16 protein-coding genes and 2 pseudogenes are annotated in these 20,789 nt (G+C 67.2%); 9 read left to right on the plus strand and 9 right to left on the minus strand.

From position 1 onward, the window contains the following. Positions 1-1,763, minus strand: a pseudogene (locus tag B3E43_RS00615) (DNA-directed RNA polymerase subunit beta); the annotation flags it as partial. Between the two features lie 392 nt (positions 1,764-2,155). Between B3E43_RS00615 and B3E43_RS00620 the strand changes: the two are divergent. The 4 genes from B3E43_RS00620 (at position 2,156) to B3E43_RS00635 (ending at position 7,834) form a co-directional block, all read left to right on the plus strand. Continuing rightward, positions 2,156-3,001, plus strand: coding sequence for a hypothetical protein (locus B3E43_RS00620; RefSeq protein WP_292025952.1), 846 nt, complete (start codon positions 2,156-2,158; stop codon positions 2,999-3,001). 72 nt (positions 3,002-3,073) lie between these two features. Continuing rightward, positions 3,074-3,583, plus strand: coding sequence for an FKBP-type peptidyl-prolyl cis-trans isomerase (locus tag B3E43_RS00625; RefSeq protein ID WP_292025954.1), 510 nt, complete (start codon positions 3,074-3,076; stop codon positions 3,581-3,583). A gap of 319 nt (positions 3,584-3,902) precedes the next feature. Further along, positions 3,903-5,855, plus strand: coding sequence for a M61 family metallopeptidase (locus tag B3E43_RS00630; RefSeq protein WP_414631328.1), 1,953 nt, complete (start codon positions 3,903-3,905; stop codon positions 5,853-5,855). Positions 5,856-5,869: 14 nt separating this feature from the next. Next, positions 5,870-7,834, plus strand: coding sequence for a M61 family metallopeptidase (locus B3E43_RS00635; protein ID WP_292025957.1), 1,965 nt, complete (start codon positions 5,870-5,872; stop codon positions 7,832-7,834). Between the two features lie 7 nt (positions 7,835-7,841). Here B3E43_RS00635 and B3E43_RS00640 read toward each other — a convergent pair whose 3' ends face one another. The 3 genes from B3E43_RS00640 to rplJ form a co-directional block, all read right to left on the minus strand. Next, positions 7,842-8,243: a hypothetical protein gene (locus tag B3E43_RS00640; RefSeq protein ID WP_292025959.1), complete on the minus strand. Its 402-nt coding sequence runs from the start codon at positions 8,241-8,243 to the stop codon at positions 7,842-7,844. Positions 8,244-8,368: 125 nt separating this feature from the next. Beyond that, positions 8,369-8,755, minus strand: a complete 387-nt coding sequence (gene rplL / locus B3E43_RS00645) for a 50S ribosomal protein L7/L12 (RefSeq protein ID WP_292025961.1) — start codon at positions 8,753-8,755, stop codon at positions 8,369-8,371. Positions 8,756-8,821: 66 nt separating this feature from the next. Next, positions 8,822-9,337 carry a 50S ribosomal protein L10 gene (gene rplJ, locus B3E43_RS00650; RefSeq protein ID WP_292025963.1) on the minus strand — a complete coding sequence of 172 codons (516 nt, stop codon included), beginning with the start codon at positions 9,335-9,337 and terminating at the stop codon, positions 8,822-8,824. A gap of 419 nt (positions 9,338-9,756) precedes the next feature. On the opposite strand from rplJ, the gene B3E43_RS00655 reads away from it, so the two are divergent. The 3 genes from B3E43_RS00655 (at position 9,757) to B3E43_RS00665 (ending at position 15,453) form a co-directional block, all read left to right on the plus strand. Further along, positions 9,757-10,926: an aspartyl/asparaginyl beta-hydroxylase domain-containing protein gene (locus tag B3E43_RS00655; RefSeq protein ID WP_292025965.1), complete on the plus strand. Its 1,170-nt coding sequence runs from the start codon at positions 9,757-9,759 to the stop codon at positions 10,924-10,926. A gap of 262 nt (positions 10,927-11,188) precedes the next feature. Beyond that, positions 11,189-12,667, plus strand: a complete 1,479-nt coding sequence (locus B3E43_RS00660; RefSeq protein WP_292025967.1) for a sigma-54-dependent transcriptional regulator — start codon at positions 11,189-11,191, stop codon at positions 12,665-12,667. A 185-nt stretch (positions 12,668-12,852) separates the two neighbouring features. After that, a complete protein-coding gene (locus tag B3E43_RS00665; protein WP_292025969.1) occupies positions 12,853-15,453 on the plus strand; it encodes a TonB-dependent receptor plug domain-containing protein in 2,601 nt (866 codons plus the stop codon). Positions 15,454-15,543: 90 nt separating this feature from the next. Here B3E43_RS00665 and B3E43_RS00670 read toward each other — a convergent pair whose 3' ends face one another. The 5 genes from B3E43_RS00670 to B3E43_RS00690 all read right to left on the minus strand — a co-directional run bounded on the left by B3E43_RS00670 (position 15,544) and on the right by B3E43_RS00690 (position 18,697). After that, positions 15,544-15,852 carry a hypothetical protein gene (locus tag B3E43_RS00670; protein ID WP_292025970.1) on the minus strand — a complete coding sequence of 103 codons (309 nt, stop codon included), beginning with the start codon at positions 15,850-15,852 and terminating at the stop codon, positions 15,544-15,546. A 98-nt stretch (positions 15,853-15,950) separates the two neighbouring features. Continuing rightward, a complete protein-coding gene (locus B3E43_RS00675) occupies positions 15,951-16,226 on the minus strand; it encodes a DUF2312 domain-containing protein (RefSeq protein ID WP_292025971.1) in 276 nt (91 codons plus the stop codon). 185 nt (positions 16,227-16,411) lie between these two features. Beyond that, a complete protein-coding gene (gene ykgO, locus B3E43_RS00680; protein ID WP_168044709.1) occupies positions 16,412-16,537 on the minus strand; it encodes a type B 50S ribosomal protein L36 in 126 nt (41 codons plus the stop codon). A 181-nt stretch (positions 16,538-16,718) separates the two neighbouring features. Next, the gene (locus B3E43_RS00685; protein WP_292025972.1) at positions 16,719-17,786 is read right to left on the minus strand and encodes a sensor histidine kinase; all 1,068 of its coding nucleotides are present in this window, start codon (positions 17,784-17,786) and stop codon (positions 16,719-16,721) included. A 497-nt stretch (positions 17,787-18,283) separates the two neighbouring features. Then, positions 18,284-18,697, minus strand: a complete 414-nt coding sequence (locus B3E43_RS00690) for a BLUF domain-containing protein (RefSeq protein WP_292025973.1) — start codon at positions 18,695-18,697, stop codon at positions 18,284-18,286. 189 nt (positions 18,698-18,886) lie between these two features. On the opposite strand from B3E43_RS00690, the gene B3E43_RS00695 reads away from it, so the two are divergent. Both B3E43_RS00695 and B3E43_RS00700 read left to right on the plus strand, forming a co-directional pair. Further along, positions 18,887-20,176: a lytic murein transglycosylase gene (locus tag B3E43_RS00695; protein ID WP_292025974.1), complete on the plus strand. Its 1,290-nt coding sequence runs from the start codon at positions 18,887-18,889 to the stop codon at positions 20,174-20,176. 369 nt (positions 20,177-20,545) lie between these two features. Continuing rightward, a pseudogene (locus B3E43_RS00700) lies at positions 20,546-20,789 on the plus strand (ATP-binding protein); the annotation flags it as partial.

Here is a 20,789-nt window from a genome sequence, read left to right on the forward strand (position 1 = left end):
GGCGTTTCGATCGGGCAGACGCGGCCATAGTGGGTCGGGTGCACGTCGCGTACCTCGAAGCCGGCACGTTCGCGGGTCAGGCCGCCAGGGCCCAGCGCGGAAACGCGGCGCTTGTGGGTGATCTCGGACAGCGGGTTGGTCTGGTCCATGAACTGCGACAGCTGCGACGAACCGAAGAACTCGCGCACGGCCGCGGCGGCCGGCTTGGCGTTGATCAGGTCGTGCGGCATCACCGTGTCGATATCGACCGAGGACATGCGCTCCTTGATGGCGCGCTCCATCCGCAGCAGGCCGACGCGGTACTGGTTTTCCAGCAGCTCGCCGACCGAACGGACCCGGCGGTTGCCGAGGTTGTCGATGTCGTCGATCTCGCCCTGGCCGTCCTTCAGGCCGACGAGGATCTGCAGCACGCGCAGGACGTCGTCCTTGCGCAGCACGCGGATTTCATCCGAGACGTCCGGGGTTTCCAGACGCATGTTCATCTTCACGCGGCCGACGGCCGACAGGTCGTAGCGCTCGCTGTCGAAGAACAGCGAGTTGAACATGGCTTCGGCGGCCTCCGGGGTCGGCGGCTCGCCCGGGCGCATCACGCGGTAGACGTCGAACAGCGCGTCCTCGCGGCCGGTGTTCTTGTCGATGCGCAGGGTGTTGCGCATGTAGGCGCCGACCGTGACGTGGTCGATGTCCAGCACGTCGATGGTGGTGAAGCCGTGGCTTTCCAGCAGTTCGATCGTCGGACCGTCCAGCTCGTCGCCGGCCTCGGCGTAGATTTCGCCGGTCTCGTAGTTCACGGCGTCGGCGGCCAGGTATTTGGTCAGCAGGGCGTCGGCGGCCAGCGACAGCGACGTGGTCGTGTCGCCCAGCTTCTTGGCCTGGCGGGCGCTGATCTTGGTGCCGGCGGCGGCGATGATCTCACCGGTGTCGGCGTCGACCAGGTCGAACTCGGGCTTCACGCCCTTCCAGCGCTCGGCCTTGTAGGGGGTGACCCAGCCTTCGCCGCGCTTCTCGTAGGGCACGGTCTCGTAGAAGGTCTTGAGGATCTCCTCGCCGTCCATGCCCAGACCCATCAGGAAGGTCGAGGCCGGCAGTTTCCGGCGGCGGTCGATGCGGACGTAGACGATATCCTTGGCGTCGAACTCGAAGTCGAGCCAGGAACCGCGGTACGGGATCACGCGAGCGGCGAACAGCAGCTTGCCCGAGCTGTGCGTCTTGCCCTTGTCGTGGTCGAAGAAGACGCCCGGCGAACGGTGCATCTGCGAGACGATGACCCGCTCGGTGCCGTTGACGACGAAGGTGCCCTTGTCGGTCATGAGCGGGATGTCGCCCATGTAGACGTCCTGCTCCTTGATGTCCTTGACCGAGCGCGCGCCGGTCTCTTCATCCGCCTCGAACACGATCAGGCGCAGCTTGACCTTCAGCGGCGCGGCATAGGTCATGTCGCGCTGGATGCATTCCTCGACGTCGTATTTCGGGTCCTCGAACTCGTAGGAGACGTATTCGAGGATGGCGCGTTCGTTGAAGTCCTTGATCGGGAAGACCGACTTGAAGACCGCCTCGATGCCCTGATCCTTGCGCGGACCGCTGCGCACTTCGCGCTGCAGGAACTGCTCATAGGAGGCGCGCTGCACCTCGATCAGGTTCGGCATCTGCACCGCTTCGGGGATCCGGCCGAACGAGTGGCGGATGCGCTTCTTGCCGGTGAAGGTCGTAGCGTGTGCGAACTGGCCGTGGGCGACGGCGACTTCGGCTTTGGACTTGGCCATTCTGTATTCCCAATACACCGCCCGGGCAGGCGGCGATCAATGCAGCAGCCACGGCTCCGCCTCTCGGGCGACCCGTGACCATCGGTTTCGACGTCCACCCTCGGGCCTTTCGGCGCCAGGACGTCTGAAATTGCAGGGCTCCCTGGGAAGGAGCGCGCCTTCGCACCGGTCGGAGGGCGACAAACCGGGCCTCGGCGCTTTCGCGCGCATCTCGTACTGAGTTAGCGGAACCGGGTCATATACTCGCTTTGACGGCGAAATAAAGACCGGTTCGGCAGTTTTCGGGATTGACCTTCGACCTGACGTGGGAGGTACCTTCAGATTGTTCGAGGTTCACGGAAAAACCAAATGTTGAATGGCGGGCGATCGGCGCATCACCGGGACGCGGAGTCGTGAGCCGCCCGGCTTTGATGCTGGCCGTGGGACTCATCCTTCTGGCCTCGGCTGCCTCGGCCCAGCAGACGCTCGAGCAGACGCCGACCACGCGCGGCCGGGTTCGGGACACCACCACCCTGCTCGCTGCACAGGACGCTGCGACCCGGGCCGGCGCCGACTGCGCGGTCTCCGCCGCCGCCCTCCGCGGCATGGACAGCTTTGGCGACCGCCAATACGAGGTCGTCTGCCGCGACGGGCCGGGCTATCTGATCATCGACGGGATCAGCCCCGCCGCACACAGCTGCCTGCTTCTGGCGAGCCAGAGTGACCGGTTCCAGCGCGGAGAGCCGTCGAGCCGCCCGGCTCCGGCCTGTGTTCTCCGCGCCAATCGAAATCCGATCCGGCATTTTGAGTCCATCGCCGCCCGGGCGGGCATGGACTGTCGGGTCGATGAGGGCCGGGTCGTCGGCCTCTCCCCGGCGGGCAACACGATCTATGAGATTGGCTGTCGCCGGGCGCCCGGGAGCTGGGTCGAAGAGGCGGCAGGCGCATGGGTCGTCACCGACTGCCTTGATATCCGGACCCGGGGCGACCTGTGCCGGTTCACCACCGAGCCGGAAGAACTCGCCGGCTTCCGCCCACGGCTGGCCGGAAGCGCCGCCGAGGCCTGCGCACCGACCCGGGTGCGCGACATGGGGCGCAATGCGGCGGGACTCACCTGGTACGAGCTGACCTGTGCGGGGGGCGCGCCTGTCGTCGTCAGCATGGACGACGGAGGCCGGGTCACGAATGTCCTTTCATGCACGGACGCGGCTCATATCGGCGACGGTTGCCGGACCGAGGTTCCCGCGCCTCAACGGTGAATGTTCGACGTCCCCGACAGACCGGATCCCAGCCGTATTCCTCAACGGTCCCGCCCCTGCTAGCGTCGCCTAATGACCCGCACCCTCCTGATCGCCGCCGCCGCCCTGTCCCTCGCCGCCTGCGCCACCGCGCAGGAGCCCGCGCCCGCCGCCACGCCCGGAGTCGGCACGCTGGAAGGCTGGGCCGCCGGCAATGCACAATATCTGGTCGTCAACGGCGCCCGCCGCGGCTGGACCACCACCGAATCGGGTTTGCAATACCGCCGCGTGGGCCGGGCCCATCCGAACGGCCGCCAGCCGGTCGCCACGGACACCGTCAAGGTCCACTACCGCGGCACCTTCGTCGACGGTCGCGAGTTCGACAGTTCGTACAGCCGCAATGAACCGGCCGAATTCCCGCTCAACCGGGTCATCCGCGGCTGGACCGAGGGCGTGGCCCTGATGCGGGAGGGCGAGACGTTCGAGTTCGTCATCCCCGCCGCGCTCGGCTACGGCGAACGCTGGGTCGGCGGCGGCGAACTGCCGCCCAGCTCCACCCTGCTGTTCACGGTGGAACTGCTGGAAGTGAAGCCGGCGTCCTGATTCTCCCCTTTCGTCATCCTCCGGCGAGCGAAGCGAGACCGGGGGACCCGGCGGCGCCGCGACGGCGGCGAAGCACTGCTGTGTCGATGATTGGCGCTCCCGACAGGTTCGCGCTCACGCGCGCCGCCGGGTCCCCCGGTCAGCGCCGCTGCGCGGCTTGCCGGAGGATGACGAAAGCAGGAGGGCTATCCCCTGTGCTGGAGCCTTCCGAAACCCGAACATGACAGCCTTTTAATGCGGCGCGTTCCTGTCCAGCTTGACCCATGCCTGCGCGCGGCGTGATCTGCGACCGCCCCCCGACCGAGAGTCTCCCGACATGATGCGCCCCGCCGTCCGCCTGTTCGTCACGTCCTGCGCCGCCGCCCTCCTCCTCGGCGCCGCGCCCTCGGTCGCACAGGTCGGCACGCCCGCTCTCGACCGCGCCCTCGTCCCCATCCCGGCCCCGCGCGACGCCCCCTACCCCGGCCTCATCACCCTGGACATGGACGCCACCGACATCGACCGGCGCATCGTCTCGGTGCGGCAGACCATTCCCGTCGCCGGCCCCGGCCCGCTGGTCCTGCTCTATCCGCAGTGGATCCCCGGCAATCACGGCCCGGTCGGCCCGGTCGATGACATCGCCGACCTCCAGATCACCGCCAATGGCCAGACCCTGCGCTGGGTCCGCAATACGGTCCGCACCAATGCCTTCCAGGTCGAGGTTCCGGCCGGCGCTTCCTCCGTCGAGGTCGCCTTCAAATGGCTGACCCCCATCGACGGCTCCCAGGGGCGGGTCGTCATCACCGACGAGATGCTCAACATCCAGTGGGAAAAGGCCATCCTCTATCCGGCCGGCTACTATTCCCGCCAGATCACGGTCCAGCCGACCCTGCGCCTGCCCGCCGGCTGGCAGTATGGGGCAGCGCTCGACACCACATCATTCCAGAACGGCTTGGCCGTCTTCGCTCCCATCACCCTGGAGCATCTGGCCGACAGCCCGGTCTTCGCCGGGGCCCATTACCGCCAGATCGACCTCGATCCGGGCGGCCGGTCGCCGGTACGGCTGAACATCGTCGCCGACGATCCCGACATGCTCGCCGCGACCGACGCGCACATCGAACTGCACCGCAATCTGGTCGATCAGGCCGACTATTTGTACGGCGCGCGCCACTTCAACCACTACGACTTCCTCGTCGCCGTCAGCGACCGCCTGGGCGGCATCGGGCTGGAGCATCACCGCTCGTCGGAGAACAGCGTCGACACCGCCTATTTCACCGCCCCGGCCTCGACCCTCGCGGACCGCGACCTGCTGGGCCACGAATACGTCCACTCCTGGAACGGCAAATGGCGTCGCCCCGCCGACCAGCTGACGCCGACACTCAACGAGCCGCTGCAGAACTCCCTGCTCTGGGTCTATGAGGGCCAGACCCAGTACTACGGCCTGGTCCTGACCGCCCGCGCCGGCCTGATGTCGAAACAGCAGGCGCTCGACATCCTCGCCAACACCGCCGCCAGCTATGCCGGGGACAACCCCGGTCGGGCATGGCGCGCCATGCAGGACACCACCAACGATCCGATCATCGCCCGGCGTCAGCCCCAGCCCTGGAGCAGCTTCCAGCGCTCCGAGGACTATTATCGCGAAGGGGCCATGATCTGGCTCGACGCCGACACCCTGATCCGGGAGCAGTCAAACGGTCGCCGGTCGCTCGATGACTTCGCCAGGGCCTTCTTCGGCGTGCAGGACGGAAACTGGGATCCGGCCCCCTACACCTTCGACGACGTGACCTCGACGCTGAACGGGGTCCAGGCCAACGACTGGGCTGCCTTCCTGCGCGCGCGGCTCGACGCCGTCGGCCCCGATGCGCAGACGCCGCTGGGCGGTCTCGAGCGCGGCGGCTACCGCCTGGCCTGGAGCACGACCCCCAATGCCTACAGCCGCGCCCTCAACGCCGAACTTGGTCGGGTCGACTTCCAGTATTCACTGGGCCTCAGCCTCAACACCTCCAACCGCGTCACCGCCGTCCGGTGGGGCTCGCCCGCCTTCGAAGCCGGCCTGACCTCGGGCTGGGACGTCGTCGCCGTCAACGGCCGCGCCGCAACCGCCGCGACGATCGCCGAGGCCATCACCGCCTCCGCCGGCAACACCACCCCGATCGAGATGATGCTGACGAAGGGCGACCGCTTCCGCACCATCCGCTTCGCGTACCACGGCGGCCTGCGCTATCCGCGCCTCGAACGCATCGCGGGAACCCCCGACCGTCTCGGCGACATTCTCGCCCCCCGCCGCCGTTGATCGTGAGGGACCCGATGATGATCCGCACCGCCGCCCTCGCCCTGCTCCTGACCTCCGCCGCCCTGCCGGCGCTGGCGCAAGTTCCGGCCTCACAAGCCGCGACGCCCCTGCCCGCCCCGACCAGCCTGCCGCACGCCTTGCCGCCGATCCCCGCGCCGCAGGACCGCGACTATCCGGGCGTCATCGGCATCCGCGTTGACCTGACCGACCTCGACCACAAGGTCATCCGCGTGCGCCAGACGGTGCCGGTCAGCGCCGGTCATCTGGTGCTGCAGTATCCGAAATTCATTCCCGGCAACCACGCCGACACCGGTCCGATCCAGCTGGTCTCCGGCGTCACCGTCACGGGCAATGGCCGGCGGATCGAATGGGTGCGCGACACCGTCGATCCCCACGCCTTCCACCTCGACATCCCGGCTGGCGTGAACGAGATCGAGGTCGCATTCGAATGGCTGACCCAGCCTGACAACGCCGTCTGGCGCGTGGTCATGACGCCCGAGATGGTCAATCTCCAGTGGGAGAAGGCCCTGCTCTATCCGGCGGGCTACAACCACGACCGCATCACCTTCGCCCCGTCCGTGGTCCTGCCGACGGGCTGGCAGTACGGCGTGGCGCTGGACACCGTCTCCCGCGAGGGCGACGTCGCGACCTTCGCCCCGATCTCTCTGGAGCATCTGGCCGACAGCCCGATGTTCGCGGGGGCCCACTACCGCCGCGTCGACATCGATCCGGGCGGCCGCTCGCCGGTGCATCTGAATCTCGTGGGCGACACCGCCGCCTCGGTGAACATCACGCCCGAGTGGGTCGCCCGCTATGAATCCCTCGTCGACCAGGCCGACCGGCTGTTCGGCGCCCGCCACTACGACCGCTATGAATTCCTGCTGGCCCTGACCTCGAAGATGGGCGGCATCGGCCTGGAGCATCACCGCTCGTCCGAGAACACCGCCGCCCCCAACTACTTCTCCAGCGCCAGCCCGTCCTACGGGACGCGCGTCCTGCTGCCGCACGAGTACGTCCACAGCTGGAACGGCAAATACCGCCGGCCGTCGGATGAATACGTCCAGAACCTCAACATCCCGACCCAGAACACCCTGATGTGGGTCTATGAGGGCCAGACCCAGTACTGGGGCGACGTCCTCACCCCCCGCTCGGGACTCGGCACGGTCGAGGAGGCCGTCGTCAACCTTGCCGGAGTGGCCGGCTTCTACGACCAGCAGCCCGGCCGCCAGTGGCGCGCCCTGCAGGACACCACCAACCACAACCTGCTCGGCTACCGCACCAGCAATCCTTGGCCGTCATGGATGCGCGGCACCGGCGACTACTACCGCGAGGCCCTGCTGATCTGGCTCGACGCCGACACCCTGATCCGCGAGGCCACCAACGAGCGCAAGTCGCTCGATGACTTCGCGAGAGCCTTCTACGGCGTCGAGGACGGCGTCTGGGAGGCCCGGCCCTATACGTTCGAGGACGTGGTCTCTCACCTGAACGCCGTCCATCCCCATGACTGGGCGACCTTCCTGCGCACACGCCTCGACGCCGTCGGCCCCGACGCCGAGGCCCCGCTGGCCGGGATCGAACGCGCCGGCTGGCGGCTGACATACGTCGACGAGCTGACGCCGCTCGAAAAGCGGATGAACAGCGGCTGGGCCAATGACTTCCAGTATTCCCTCGGCTTCAGCCTCGGCGCAGGCGGACGCATCGGCGGCGTGGTCTGGGGCAGCCCGGCCTTCGAACAGGGGCTGGGCGCCGGCTGGGATCTGGTCGCCGTCGGCGACCGCGTCGGCTCGGCCGAGGCCCTGCGCGACGCCGTCACGGCGGCAAAGGGCGGGACCGAGCCGATCGCCCTCGTGGTCAGGCGCGGCGACGAATTCCGCACCCTGTCGTTCGCGTATCACGATGGCCTGCGCTACCCGCGCCTCGTCCGCATCGAGGGAACCCGCGACCGTCTGGCCGACATCTTCGCCCCGCGGCGGCGCTGACGCGGCCTCAGTAGCCCAGATCGGAGCAGATCTGCGGCTTGGGCGTATTGCGAAGTTCCGCCGTCAGGGCCGAGCAGCGGGTCGAAGCCTCCGCCCGCGGCAAGGCCTGCAACGTCCACTTCAGGTCGCGCAGTTCGGTGCGCAGTGCGGCATGGTCCACGGTCCGGCCTCTCCGCTCCTCGCAGATCGCCATGTCGGCCTTGAGGCTGGCCAGTTCCAGGCAGGACAGCGACAGATCGGCCATGATCTGTCGCGCCTTCGGCCCCGTGATCGGTAATTCGGGGGTGGGCGGGACCGGCGGTCCGGCTGGCGGCGGCGGAGCCGGCGGCTCCCGGCCTCCAGCGAAATCTTCACAGGCGGCCAGCCCCAGCAAGGCGGCGATAGCGATGGCGGTGGTCCTGATCGGCATGGGTCCCCTCCCGTTGGCGGCTCATCCCGACACAACCGGCCCATCCTGTCCAATCCGGGCAAAAGAAAACGGGCCGGAGATCGCTCCCCGGCCCGTCCAGAACTGTCCCGAGGGACGGTCCGTTCTTACTTGACCTGCACCTTGGCGCCGGCTTCCGTCAGCTTCTTGGCGACTTCGTCGGCGGCCTGCTTGGAGACGTTCTCGACGACGTTCTGCGGAGCGCCTTCGACCAGGTCCTTGGCTTCCTTCAGACCCAGGTCCGAACGAACGCCGCGGACTTCCTTGATGACGTTGATCTTCTTGTCGCCGCCGTCGATCAGGACGACGGTGAACTCGGTCTGCTCTTCAGCAGCTTCGGCGGGCGCGCCGCCGCCGCCGCCGGCGGGCATGGCCATGGCGACCGGAGCAGCGGCGCTGACGCCCCACTTCTCTTCCAGCAGCTTGGACAGTTCGGCGGCTTCCAGAACGGTCAGTTTCGACAGGTCTTCAACGATTTTGGCGAGATCGGCCATGGTGTGTTTCCTTCGGAGGATTGGGTTTCAGTAGAGAGTTTGCAGAGATGAAAGAGGCGGGTCCGCTTACGCGGCGTCCTTGGCGGCATAGGCGCTGAACACGCGGGCCAGTTGGGACGCCGGGGCTTGCACGACGCCGGCGACCTTGGTCGCGGGAGCGTTGAGCAGGCCGAGCAGCGAGGCGCGGATCTGGTCCAGCGAGGGCAGTTTGGACAGAACGCCCACGCCCGCTGCATCCAGAACCTTGTCACCCATGAAGCCGCCGAGGACGATGAACTTGTCATTGGCCTTGGCGTATTCAGCGGTGATCTTGGCGGCCGTCACAGCATCGTCAGCGTAAGCAATGCCCACGGGACCCTTGAACAGGCCGTGGTATTCGCTGCCTTCAGCGGCGTCGAGCGCCTTGAGCGCCAGGCGGTTCTTGACCACCTTGAACGTGCCGCCGGCAGTACGCAGGCGTCCACGCAGGTCTTCCATATCCGCAACGGTCAGACCCAGGTTGTGGGTCACGACCACGGCGCCCGCGTCGGCGAAAACGCCCTTCAGCGTTTCGATCGACTCGGCTTTTTGTGCGCGGTCCATTGCGGTCTCCAGTCTGTATTCGCCGCCGGGCTTATTCCCGACGACGGATTGGCCAAAGCGCGCCGCATCGCTGCGAAGCGTTCAGGCCGGTCGTATTGTCCGAAGGAAGCTCGAACCCCGACGCCCGGATACCGGAACGTCTGGCGTCGTCTGCATCCCCATCTCCCCACGGCGTCAGAGGGCTCTCTGACATTTATGGCGCGGGTGACCCCCACGCCCCGAAGTTCTCGGACAGGACCGCCGCGGCCGAAGCTGCGACGGAAGAGGCGCGCTCTATACACGGACCCGCGCAGAACTCAAGCGGGCACTGGCGCTCGCTGCGAGCAATCCTCTTTCCGCACCGGGACCACCACACCCCTTGACCCGGCCCGCCGACGTAACATTACACTGAGTTCATAACCGGGATCGGGGGACCCCACGTGAACCAGCCGGGCTCTCCTGCCCAGGACGATCTGCTGCGCCGGGCCGCGGAGGCTCTCGCGCGCCACGATCCTCAGTCTGCCCTCGGCCTGATCGATCAGGCCGACGCCATGGGCGCGACCCACAATGGAACGCTGAACCGGGCCCTGGCCCTGCGGCTGCTCGGCGATTTCCATGGCGCGCTCATGGTGCTCGACGACGCCCTGGCGATGCAGCCGTATGATTTCGCTGCCCTGCTGGGCAAGGCGTCCATGCTGGAGAAGATCGGACAGGACCAGTCCGCCGCCGACGTCTATCGCAACGCCCTCAAGATCGCTCCGCCGCGCGAGCGCTGCCCGCCGGTCATCCAGTCCCAGATCGACCATGCCTCCGGCGTCGTCCGCCGCCACGCCGAGGCCCTGCGCGACCATATGCGCGCGGGCGTCGCCGCCCTGCGTGGCAAGGTCGACGCCGAAACGTTGGACCGGTTCGACGAGGGGCTGGAGATCTACGCCGGGCTCAAGACCGCGCCGAAGCAGGAGCCGCTCCTGCTCGACTACCCCCGCCTGCCGGCCATCCCCTTCTACGACCGCGCGCAATTCCCGTGGCTTGGGACGCTGGAGGCCGCCACCCCGGTCATCAAGGCCGAGCTGGAGGCCCTGCTGGCCGGCGGAATGGAGGATTTCGCGCCCTATATCGCCTACCCGAAGGGCGCACCGGTCAATCAGTGGGGCGAGCTGAACCATTCCCGCAAATGGAGCTCGCTCTGGCTATGGAAGGACGGCGCGCGGCAGGACGCCGTGTGCGAACGCTGCCCGCAGACCGCCGCCCTGCTCGAATCCCTGCCGATGTGCCGCCAGGACGGATTCGCACCCACCGCCGTCTTCTCGGCGCTCCAGCCCCACACCCACATTCCGGCCCACACCGGCTCATCCAACGTCCGCCTGCTGACCCACCTGCCGCTGATCCTGCCGGGTCCGGCCCGGTTCCGCGTCGGCAATACGGTGCGCGACTGGAAGATGGGCGAGGCCTGGGTCTTCGACGACACCATCGACCACGAGGCCTGGAACGACGCCGACGAGATGCGGGTCATCCTGATCTTCGACATCTGGAACCCGCACCTGTCCGAGGCAGAGCAGTCGCTGATCACGGCCATGATGCAGGCGCGGCGGAGTTTCGGGGGGGCGTAGCTGCCTGTGATGAGGGATTAGGGATTGGGGATGAGGGAACTACGCCTCCCCGACATCGGAGCCCCATGTTCCGAAACCGGACCTCAGGATCTGATCCCGGACCTCATCCCTAATCCCTAATCCCTCATCCCTCCCGTTAACCCCCCACTCACCCTGCCCCCCAACCCGATCTTCACCTTGTGACGGTTAAAACGTCCCGGAATGAGCCAGTCCCGCTTCAACGAGGACCGGCCGAAACCGTGATGTTGAAGGGGCTGCACCCATGGCGAAGACCGTTCTCGTGGTCGACGACGATCCCACCCAGCGCCGGCTCGCGCAGGCCGTGCTGGAGCGGGAGGGCTATGCCGTCGTCCACGCCGAATCCGGCGGCGAGGCCATCGACCGCCTGACCAAGGGCGGCGGCGCTGACGTCGTCCTGCTCGACATGGTCATGCCCGGCATGAGCGGCATGGAGGCCCTGGCCGAGATCCGCACCGCCGGCGTCACGACTCCCGTCATCGTCCTGACCGCCTCTGGCGGTGTGGACGCTGTGGTCAAGGCCATGCAGGCCGGGGCGCAGGACTTCTTCGTCAAACCCGTCTCCGCCGAACGCCTGCTGGTCGGCGTCTCCAACGCCCTGCAGCTGACCCGCCTGACCGCCGAAGTCGGCCGGCTCAAGAAGCACGTCTCCGGCCGCACCTCCTTCGACGATCTGGTGGGCACCAGCCCGCCGATGCGGATGGTCAAGTCGCTGGGCGCTCGCGCCGCCAAATCCTCGATCCCGGTCCTGATCACGGGCGAGAGCGGCGTCGGCAAGGAAGTCATCGCCCGCGCCCTGCACGGCGCCTCGGACCGGTCGGGCAAGCCTTTCGTGGCCGTGAACTGCGGCGCCCTGCCCGCCAACCTGATCGAGTCGATCCTGTTCGGTCATGAAAAGGGCGCCTTCACCGGCGCCCACGACAAACATCTCGGCAAATTCCAGGAGGCCAACGGCGGCACCCTGTTCCTCGACGAGATCGGCGAACTGCCACTGGACATGCAGGTCAAGCTGCTGCGCGCCCTGCAGGAGGGCGAGGTCGACCCGGTCGGCGCCAAACGCTCGGTCAAGGTCGATGTCCGCATCGTCTCGGCCACCAACCGCGACCCGGCCCAGCAGGTCCGCGCCGGCGCCTTCCGCGAGGATTTGTTCTATCGCCTCAACGTCTTTCCGATCGAGGCTCCGTCCCTGCGCGAGCGCCGCGAGGACATCCCCGCCCTGATCGACCACTTCATCGCGCGCTTCAATGTCGAGGAAGGCAAGCGCGTCGCCGGCTGTTCGGGCGAGACCCTGGCCCTGCTCACCGCCTTCGACTGGCCCGGCAACGTCCGCCAGCTGGAGAACACCGTCTATCGCGCCATCGTCCTGGCCGACGCGCCCTTCCTGCAGCCGCACGACTTCCCGGCCATTTCGGGACTGGCGGCGTCCTTCCTCCCGGCCGCAAGCGATGTAGATCGCGGCGACAGCCGCGAGACGGAGGGGGATCTGGCCACAGGCTCGAATATCGACCTGCCGCCCCTGCCCGACACCCCGATCCGCATCCTCGACGAGCGCGGTCACCTGCGCACGCTGGAAGAGATCGAACGCGACCTGATCCAGCACGCCATTGAGGTCTATGCCGGCCATATGTCCGAGATCGCCCGCCGCCTCGGCATCGGCCGCTCGACCCTCTACCGCAAGGTCCGCGAGCAGGGACTGGAAGGCATTCTCAAGGAAGTCGGCTGAGGCTTTCCGGCAACGCCACGGCGCTGCCTCGAGTGTGACCAAAAGTTCATTGGCCAGCGATCGGCCAAACCCCGAAGACGGGAGAAGGCTCGCCATGCGCTCAACCTTCGGTTTCCGCGCTGCAATGCGACGGAAATGTCGGTCGAGCACGTTGCAGGGCTAGCTTCTCCCCGGGACACGTCCGCATGCTTCTCGTCACGACCGCCCTGTCCGGCCTCATGGCCGGTCTGATCCAGACTGCGCCGACGCCCCCGCCGCAGCAGCCGCCGCAACAGCCGGCGACGCCAGCGCCCGCCGCGGAGCCGGCGCCGGCCGCGGAATCCGACCCGGAAGCCTATGAGCTCGACTCGGTGGTCACCACCGGCGCGCGCCCCCGCGGCGCGGCCAACTCCGACATCCCGCCCGATGTCGTGCTGACCGCGGAACAGATCCAGGCCTATGGCGCCTCGAACATCGCCGAACTGCTGACCTATCTGGAGCCGCTGACGCGCAGCTCGCGCGGCCGCGCCGACGGCATGCCGGTCTTCCTGGTCAACGGCCGCCGCATTTCGGGCTTCCGCGAAATCCAGGGCCTGCCGCCTGAAGCCATCGAGCGGATGGATATCCTGCCCGAGGAGGTCGCGCTCGAATACGGCTACGCCGCCGACCAGCGCGTGGTGAATTTCGTGCTGAAGGCCGATTTCCGCTCTCTCACCGGCGAGCTCTCCGGCCGCATGCCCACCCAAGGCGGCCGCACCACCACCGAGATCGAGGGCAATACCCTGAACATCTCGGGACCGATCCGCTGGTCGGTGGATGCTGAATACGAACGCTCCAGCCCGCTGTACGAGTCCGAGCGCGACATCGAGCGCGATGCAGGCGCCACCCCCTTCGACGACGTCGACGCCTTCCGCACCCTGCTGGGCCGGAGCGAGCGGTCCACCGTGCGTGGCACCTACAAGCGCGACCTCAACAACACCACCCAGGCCACCGTCAGCGCCAGCCTGGAGGATCGCTCCAGCCTCAGCTTCAGCGGCCTGCCGGGCGTCAACCTGAGGCTTTCGGCCGGCAACCCCTTCCTGACCGGGCCGGCCCCGCAGACGATCAGCCGCGTGCTGGACGCCCTGCCCCTCGGCCGCGAGACCGACAGCCTGACCGGCGGCCTCGGCGTCGTCGTCGACGGCTTCCTCGGCGACGACTGGCGCTGGACCCTCAGCGGCAACTACGACCGCGTCGAAACCGACACCCTCAGCGGCCGGGGCTTCGCCAACGTCGGTCCGTTCCAGGCGCGCCTCGACGCCAACGACCCGACGGCCAACCCGTTCGGCATCCTGTCACCGTCTGACTTCGTCCGCCTCCCCGACGACACCGCCAACTCCGTGTCCCAGGTCCTGTCGACCGAACTGGTTCTGAACGGCGACGTCTACGACCTGCCCGCCGGCGGGATCAGCTCCACCTTCCGGATCGGCGCCGACACCCGGTCGCTGGATTCCACCAGCTTCCGCTCGGGCCTGACCACCGAACGCTCCCAGTCGCGCGACCGCCTCAACAGCCAGGCCAGCTTCAGCATTCCCATCGCCAGTCGCCGCCGCGATGTCCTGACCTCAATCGGCGACCTGTCGGCCAATTTCAACGCCGGATATGAGGAGCTGTCGGACTTCGGCGGCCTGACCACCCTCGGCTTCGGCGTCAACTGGTCGCCCATCGAGCCGCTGTCGCTCAACGTCAGCTACACCGACGAGCACGGCGCCCCGTCGATCTCGCAGCTCAACGACCCGACCGTCTCCACCTTCAACGTCCCGGTGTTCGACTTCGCCACCAACCAGACGGTGCTGGTCACCCGCACCGACGGCGGCAATCCGAACCTGAACTCGGACAACCGTCAGGTCTGGAAGGCCGGCTTCAATCTCAAGCCCTGGTCCGAGACCGACTTCCGGGTCAGCTCGACCTGGACGTACAGCCTGACCGAAGACGCCATCGCCGCCTTCCCGACCCTGACACCGGGTCTTGAGGCCGCCCTCCCCGGCCGCTTCACCCGCGATGCCGGCGGCAATCTGATTTCTTTCGACGCCCGCCCGCTGAATTTCGAGCGGTTCGAGCGTCAGGACATCCGCACGGGCTTCAACTACTCCCGCGCGTTCGGCGCGCCCAATCCGGCCGCGGCGCCCCTGCCCGGCGCCCCCGGCAGCGCCCGTCCGCCCATGGGCGGCGGCATGCCGATGCGGATCGAAATGCGCAGCGAGGGCGGCGGTCCCCCGCCCGGCGGCGGCGGCGGCCAGATGCGGATGGGCGGCGGACGCGGCATGGGCGGCATGCAGCCCGGTCAGGGCCGCTTCAACCTGTCGATCTACCATACGTATCGTCTGCAGGATGAGATCGTCATCGCCGCCGGCCTGCCCGTCCTCGACCTGCTGGACGGCGCCGCCACCGGCGCGCGCGGCGGTACGTCCCGCAACGAAATCCAGGCCCAGGGCGGCGTCTTCCGCAACGGCATGGGCGCCTTCGTCAACGCCAACTGGCGCGAGGGCACCCGCGTCGACGGCGGAACCGGCCCGGACCTGAATTTCGCGGATCAGGCCACGGTCAATCTGAACGTCTTCATCGACCTGAACTCCCAGGCCTCATGGGTGGCCAAATTCCCGTGGCTGAAAGGCTCGCGGGTCAATTTCGGGGTCCAGAACCTGTTCGACACCCGGCCCGAGGTCACCTCCAGCGCCGGCGGCGACGTGCCCCTGAACTATCAGCCCGACTACCTCGACCCCCAGGGCCGGGTCGTCAGCCTGACGTTCCGCAAGATCCTCTTCTAGGGAGTAGGCATTAGGAATTAGGGATCAGGAAGAGTGAGCTGGCGGAGGCACACGCGGCGCTCCTAATTCACATTTCCTAATTCCTACTGCCTACTCCCTCTTCTTCCCCCACCGCCGCTTCGGCTCCTCCCCCTTCGCCTTGGCCGCGATCTCCTTCAGCTTGCGGCCCTGCATGGCCGACAGGGCCTGCCCCGGCGCGCCCAGTTCCGGGTCGCCGAAGGCGCGGCCGTGAGTCTTCACCCGCTCGGACACCGAGTCGAGAAACTCCCCCTCCCATTCGGACAGCGAAACGCCCGCCTTCTCTGCCGAGCGGCGGGCGCGTCTGAGGGCGTTCAGGGCCGCCCGCTGGGCCGCCTTGCGCTGGGCTTCGAAGGGGTTGGCGGGCGGTTTGCGCTTCAAGGCAGGGATGAGGGAACAGGGATGAGGGATTAGTCGATGATCGGCCAAGACTGCCCCTCATCCCTAATCCCTAATCCCTAATCCCTCATCCCTGAAAGTCAGATCTCGCCGAGCGCCGAGAGGTACAGATCGAGGATCGCATCCTCCTCCTGCCGCTTGGCCTTGTCCTGCTTGCGGATGCGGATGACCTTGCGCAGGATTTTCACGTCATAGCCCTCGCCCTTGGCCTCGGCGAAGACCTCCTTCATGTCGGCCATGACCGCGGCCTTGTCTTCCTCGAGCCGCTCGAGGCGCTCGATGACGGTGCGCAGACGGCCCTGGGCGGCGGACGTCAGGACGTCGGGCGAGGAATCGAAGGAAGCGTCGTCAGCCAAGGGAGAACTCCGGGAAAAATCACGCCCTCAAACAGGCCGAAGGCCGTCAGGGCAAACAAACGTGTGGGACGCTAACCACGCCAAAGCGCGCGACTCAACGATCGCTGGGGGCAGACGCGAAAAAGGCTGCGGACAAGTCCGCAGCCTTTGGAATTTCGAACCGCGCCGTGAGGCGTGGAGAGACCTTAGCCCTGCTTCGCCTTGAAGCGCGGGTCGGTCTTGTTGATCACATAGACGACGCCCTTGCGGCGAACGACCTTGCAGTCGCGGTGGCGACCCTTGAGCGACTTGAGCGAGCTGCGGACCTTCATGGTCGTCGTCCTGAGGCAAAACAAAACAGAAAAGCCGCGGGACGAACCTGCGGCGGAGCGGTGCGTATAGAGAGGCTTCCGGGAATCGTCAACCGGGCACTGAAGGGCGTCCGCAAGGCGGGAGTGGCCAGAGGTCCGGTATGGGTGGTTAGCGGACATTGGATGCAGCCCAACATCGACCTCAGACGCTTTGGAGCGTCTTTCCAGGATGGACACTCAACAATCCCGCCGTCTGTAGGTGGACCACTGAAACCCCGGTTCCAGGGTTCAAGTCATAGACCGTGATCGTCGCGACAAGCTGCTTTGCCAGGGCTTTTATAATGGCTGACCCCAAGCCATACGCGGCATCCACCCTGCCGTTCTGCATCCCAATGCCATCGTCGCAGACCGACAGCGCCCAGCCGTCGTTCTCGGATTGATAGTCCACCAGGACGCTACCAGTCCCTCCGTTCGGGAAGGCATATTTCAGTGCGTTGATGACGAGCTCGGTAACGACAAGGCCGATGCTTACGGACATTTCTCCAGGCATAGCCCCATCGTCGCCCGTGACCTGGATGTGGATGCGTTCGCTGTCATGGGTCATGGACGCCCCGATGCTCTCGCAAATCCCCTCAAGATAGGGGCGAATAACCACCTCATTCGTTGATGAAGACGCCAACTGCCGCTGGAGAGAGGCAACGGACATGATCCGCTGGTGTGCCGCTTGGAGGTGGACGCGGCCCTCCTCCGACGTGACGGATCTTGCGTCCTGGAGCAGCAGGCTCGCGATGATCTGGAGGCTGTTTGCGACCCGGTGCTGGATTTCGCCGAGAAGCACTTCCTTGTCGTGAATGAGGTCAGCCCTGCACTTGGCGCAGGCGCGCGCCTCTGTCTCGTCGATCACAGTCACCAGAACACGCAGCTGCGTCGGTTCCGCAAAGGACAGGCGTTGGGACTTTAGGACCAGATTCTGGACTGTGCCGGTGGGGCCGGCCAAATCCAACTCGAGGCCCTGAAAGTCCACACCCCCGGTCATCGACAGGGCAAGGGCGGATCGGAGGTCCGGACGGTCCCATTCGCCTTGGTTCAAGCTGAACAACGACTGTCCTACGACGTCCTCCGGTCCTCGTCCGAAGGCTGACAGGAAGGAGTCGCTTGCAGCGACAATCTCCCTATCGGAGTCGAGCAGCAGGAGTGGCGCCTTTGATGCGGCGATGACCGCGAGTGCCAAGGCCTTGGCCGCATCTTCAGATAGAGGATTGGTCGCCATTGCAGCCCCCCGCAGAGCCAAGGCTGGCTTGCGCATAGCGCAACGCCCAGGCCCAGCCAGTCGGCTAACGACGATCACGTACCATGGTTCCGCTCAGGCCGCGAGTTCGTAGCAACGGCTCTGCAATGAGAAGCAGTGCGAAACAGTCCGGGCGACGACCAATGCGATATTGCCGAGCCGTACATTCCGTCCGCAAGGGTCGAAAGCGGTCCTTCGGAATGTCCGCAGTTCACCCGTATTCAAGCAGCGAGCGACCGGGTCGCGAGCGCTGGCGCCACCAAGACTCTGGAGGCCTGGCCTCCGAGTTGAACGGAGGGTCTACGGCGTTGCACCGCCGTCGCGTCGCCCCTCCGCCACCAGGCCATAGGTATCGGGTCTCAGAGCTGACGCCGTTGTGCGCCCCGACCTCTCAAATATTCCATGAAATTGAGGGTTAACGACGCAAAACAGGGAAATCGCCCGCGCAACGGACGCTCGCCGCGCGACTGCCCGCGGCCCTACAGCCAGGCCGTCGCCGGTGTTTGCACCATGCCGAGCAGAATGCCCGTCACCTGCACGCCGCTGCCGTCCTCGGTGACGATGCGGAATGCCTGACGGCTCAGCGGCTCCGGATCAGGCCGCGCCATCGCCCAGCCCTCGAACAGCCGGGCCGTGATCGCCCAGTCCCCCAGAACCGCGACGTTGAAATGCCGGTCATCGGCGCGGATGCGCACCATCAGCGCCTCGACGTCTCGCCTGGCGCCCTCGACGACCTGAACGAATTTGCCGTCCGGCAGCGCAAGGGCGCCGGTGATCCGGTCCCGAAGGTTGTTCTTCACCGAGATCCGGAAAATCCCGTCGAGCCCTGCATCGTCATTGTGATCGATCCGGGACTCGCTCCGATAGACCAGCCTGCACAGGTCTTTCGCCATTTTTACCGCCTTGAGGCGCAACGCCCCGACCGCCGGAACCCTTCACCGACCCGCAGGTTGCGAGCCGCCAGGCCGCGAGCGGCCCCGCGGATCCCCGCGGCCCGCTTTGGCCCCGGTATTGCAGCAAGGCCTGTCGCCTCGCGCACTTGTTATGACGGGGCGGCCCCAGGGGACTCTACAGCTATCGGCATGCGTATCAGCCTTCGACTCATCCTCATCGCCTCCGTCGCCGCCTGCGCGCCCATATTGCCGGAGGCGCCGCCGGTCGCCCCGACCTCCGACGCCGCCGCGCCGGCCGCCGCACCGGCCGCGCCGACGCCTCCCGCTCCCGTCCCCGCGGCGCCCGCGCCCGTCGTGGTCGACCAGGCCGGGTTCGACGGCTGGAAGCAGGGCTTCCTCAACCGCCATGGCGGCGCCCGCCGCGCCGAATACGAGCGCGAACTCGCGGGCCTGACCCCGGACCCTTCCGTCATCCGCCTCGATCGCAACCAGCCCGAGTTCAGCCGCCCTGCCGGGGCCTATGTCCAGTCGGCTGCCTCGGCGACCCGCATCGCCCAGGGCCGCGCCCGCACCGACCGCGTGCCGTGGGAGGTGACCCAGCGCTACGGCGTCCCCACCGAAATCCTCGTCTCCATCTGGGGCAATGAGAGCGCCTTCGGGGCCATCCAGGGCGACTATGACGTCATCCGCTCCCTCGCCACCCTTGCCTATGAAGGTCGCCGCCGCGACTGGGCCGAGGGCGAACTGAAGAATGCGCTCGACATCGTCGTCGACGGCCGCCGCGACCGCGCGGGTCTGAAGGGCAGCTGGGCCGGGGCCATGGGCCAGACCCAGTTCATGCCCGACGCCTATCTGCGCCTCGGCGTCGACCAGACCGGCGACGGCAAGGTCGACATCTGGGGCTCGGATGCTGACGCCCTCGCCTCGGCCGCCAATCTGCTGGCCCGCGCCGGCTGGAAGCCCGGCCAGACCTGGGGCTATGAGGTCATCCTCCCCGCGGGCTTCGACTACGCCGAGGCTGAAGGCCCGCGCCAGCCCTGGCGCTACTGGGCCCAGCGCGGCGTCAGCCTCGCCCGCGGCGGGGCTCCCAACGCCGCCGAAGCGCAGGAAGAAGCGGTCATCCTCCTGCCCCAGGGGGCCCGCGGCCCGGCCTTCCTGGCCCTGCCGAACCATTATGTGATCCGCCGCTACAACAACTCGGTCAGCTACGCCCTCGCCATCGGCCTCACCGCCGACGGCATCGCCGGACGGCCCGGTCTGGTCGCCTCCTGGCCCAACGACGCCCCCCTGTCCCGCGACCAGCGCATCGGCGCCCAGGCCGCCCTGACCCGGCTCGGCTTCGACACCCAGGGCATCGACGGCGTCGTCGGCGCCAACACCCGCGCCGCCCTGCGCCGCTGGCAGGTCGCCAACGGCCGGCTGGCCGACGGCTATCTGACGGCCGATCTCGCGGATGAGCTGATACGCCGGGCGGGTTGATTCAGACGTCCGGCAACAGTGTCTTCTCGCCCCTGATCTTCCGACCCCTTTGCGCCCCCGACTCTCCCTTTCCGGCCCTCGACAGAACGCCGTCGCCACCGCTCCCGGTGACCTGCGACCAAATCTGACGCGCCCCCGTGCATACTGCTCAAAGTCGCTCTCCGCCGGTCTTTGACAGCTTGAACCCCGACAGATGACCCGCCGCCCAGGGCCCGGTCCCGCCGTATCGGGCCCTCGGTCGCCCCGACCGTCGGACAGTGCGAATTTTTTCGGCCGGCGATGAACACTTTGAACCCTCCAGGACTGCAGCCGGCGTTGTGAACCGGCCCGGCCTTCGGTAGGCGTTTTGAATCACAACCCGGAACCGCCATGTCCCGCCAGACCGACCGCTTCGAAGGCACGTCCAACTACATCGCTACCGATGACCTGAGGATCGCGGTCAACGCCGCCGTCGCCCTCGAACGCCCCCTGCTGATCAAGGGCGAGCCCGGCACGCGCAAGACCATGCTCCCCGAGCAGGTCGCCGCCGCACTCGGGCTGCCGCTGCTGCAGTGGCACATCAAGTCGACCACCAAGGCGCAGGAGGGCCTCCACGAATACGTGGTGTGCGCGC

Origin of the sequence: Brevundimonas sp. UBA2416 (assembly GCF_002343105.1) — a bacterium.
Taxonomy (GTDB): Bacteria; Pseudomonadota; Alphaproteobacteria; order Caulobacterales; family Caulobacteraceae; genus Brevundimonas.